General features: G+C 74.6%; 3 protein-coding genes. All 3 read left to right on the top strand.

Annotation, left to right across the window (positions count from 1 at the left end):
* Positions 1-1,069, top strand: a 1,069-nt coding sequence (locus H5J30_RS27355; RefSeq protein ID WP_181789990.1) for a pyridoxal phosphate-dependent aminotransferase, incomplete at its 5' end; no start/stop codon positions are given.
* Positions 1,070-1,181: 112 nt separating this feature from the next.
* Positions 1,182-1,799, top strand: a complete 618-nt coding sequence (locus tag H5J30_RS27350; RefSeq protein ID WP_181789989.1) for a TetR/AcrR family transcriptional regulator — start codon at positions 1,182-1,184, stop codon at positions 1,797-1,799.
* A gap of 179 nt (positions 1,800-1,978) precedes the next feature.
* Positions 1,979-2,431 (top strand): alpha/beta fold hydrolase (locus H5J30_RS27345; protein ID WP_181789988.1); only part of this gene is annotated, 453 nt, incomplete at its 3' end.

Here is a 2,431-nt window from a genome sequence, read left to right as displayed (position 1 = left end):
CGGGACCGTCTCGCTGGCCATGGGCGAGCCGGACCACCCCACCCCGCCGCCGGTGATCGCCGCCGCCGTGACCGCCCTGCGCCGGGGGCACACCCACTACGCCGACCAGCGCGGCATCCGGGAGCTGCGCGCCGCGCTCGCGGCCCGCCTGCCGGCCCGCCCCGGCCGGGCCTGGACCGCGGACGACATCGCGGTCACCCACGGCGCGACCGCCGCGCTGGCAGCGGTGGTGCTGGCGACGATCGACCCCGGCGACCGCGTGGTGATCCCGGAGCCCGCCTACTCGCTCTACGCCGACCTGGTCGTCCTCGCCGGGGGCACCGTGGACCACGTCCCGCTCGCCCCCGACCTGCACTGGGACTTCGATGCGCTGGCCGCCGCGCTCCCGGGCGCGGCCATGGTGATCTTCTCGAACCCGGCGAACCCCACGGGCATCGTCCACCGCGGGCAGGAGCTGGCGGCCCTCGGCGGGCTGCTGGACGGCTCCGACACCCTGGTCGTCAGCGACGAGGCGTACCACCGGCTGACCTACCCGGGGCACGAGCCCACATCGGCGCTGGAGATCGACTCGCTGCGGGACCGGACCGTGTACGTGCAGACCTTCTCCAAGACGTACGCGATGACCGGCTGGCGGGTGGGGTACCTGACCGGGCCGCGCGCGGTGGTCGACGCGGCGGCCCACGTGCACCGGAGCCTGAACGGCTCGCTGAACACGGCGGTCCAGCACGCGGCCCTGGCGGCCCTGGAACTGCCGGACGAGGTGGTGGCGGCCATGGCCGACGGGTACCGGCGGCGGCGCGAGCTGGCGGTCGCGCGCCTGTCCGGCGTGCCCGGCCTGCACCTGGTGCCGCCGGAGGGCGCGTTCTACGGGTTCCTCCGCTACGACACCGGCGTGCCGTCCGACCAGGTCGTGCGGGAGCTGGCCGGGCAGGGGGTGCTGGCGCGGGCCGGTGCCGAGTACGGGCCGTCGGGCGAGGGGCACATCCGGATCTCGTTCGCGACCGCCGAGGAGGACCTGTGGACCGGGCTGGAACGCATCGTCCGCTACTTCGGCGCCGCGGGCCCGTGACGGCGCGAGTGCGGGCGCGGGTGCGGGTGCGCTCGCCGCGTACGGGCGCGCGGCCGGGCCGTACCCCGAGGCGCTACCCTTTGCCTGCACGTCGATGAGGCGGAGGAGCCCCGTGGCCGACCAGCAGGCCGCCCCGGGCGGGGGGCGCAAACTGCGCAGCGACACCCGCCGCAACCGCCGGCGGCTCCTCCAGGCCGTCGGCGAACTCGCCCGGGAGGCGCCCGACCGGCTCACGATGCAGGCGGTCGCGTCGCGCGCGGAGATCGGTCCGGCCACCGCGTACCGCTACTACTCCTCGATGGACGACGTGCTCGCGGCCTACGTGCTCAGCGTCGTCGAGGAGCTGCGCGACTTCAGCGCGACGTCGGCCGCGCAGGGCAGGCCGCTCTTCGACGCCGTCGTGGACAAGTGGGTGGACCTGCTCGCCGAGCACGGCCCGGCGCTGGTGCAGCTCCGCTCGCGGCGGGGCTTCCTGGAGCGGCTGCACGGCGGGAACGAGATCATCGTCGCCACCCGGGACGCCTGGAGCGGTCCCGTGCGCGGGCTGATGGACGACATCGGCGTCCCGGACGACATGCTCGAATACGCCCTGTTCCTCAGCAACGTGATCTTCGACCCGCGGGAGGTCCAGGACCTGCTGCGGGAGACGGGGCTCTCCCGCCGCGAGGTCATCACGCGGCTGACCGAGGCGTACCGCGGTGCGCTGCGCGGGTGGGCCCGGGCCGGCTGACCGGCCGCCCCCACCCCCTACCGCGGTAGCACCTCCCACTCACCTCCCCGGTATGACGCCGGGCGCACAGCCCTGCCCGCACACTCCCCTGCGTCGGGCGGAAATCCCTCCGCACGAAGTGATAGACGTATCTCAAATCGTAGGTATATCTTACGACTGAATCGACACGGAGGTCAGCGGTGGCAACGCACCAGACGCAGCGGGAACCCGCGGAACCGGCCGGCGCGATCGTGCGAGCCGGCGGGCTCGACGTCGGCGTCATCGACGAGGGCAGCGGCGTGCCGCTCGTCCTCGTGCACGGCGGCGAGAGCGACCGCACGCAGTTCGCCGTCCTCCGCGGCCGGCTCGGCGCGGGGATCCGGGCGATCTCGTACGACCAGCGGGACTCGGGGATCACCGTGAACCCGCCGGTCCCGTACGCCCTCGAAGACCTCGCCGACGACCTCGCCGCCCTGCTCGACGCCCTGGAGCTGCCGCGGGCGCACCTGCTGGGCACGTCCTTCGGCGGTGCGGTCGCGCAGCACGCCGCGCTTCTGCACCCCGGCCGGGTCGCGTCCCTCGTCCTGGTGGCCACCACGCCGAGCTTCGCGATGGGCGGCGAGGCGATCGACGAGCTGCTGCGGATGTCGCCC

The organism is Streptomyces phytophilus, from assembly GCF_013870535.1.
In the GTDB taxonomy this organism is placed as follows: domain Bacteria; phylum Actinomycetota; class Actinomycetes; order Streptomycetales; family Streptomycetaceae; genus Streptomyces; species Streptomyces phytophilus.
Note: the sequence above shows the minus strand (reverse complement) of the source record. Positions and strands in the feature narration are given on the sequence as shown.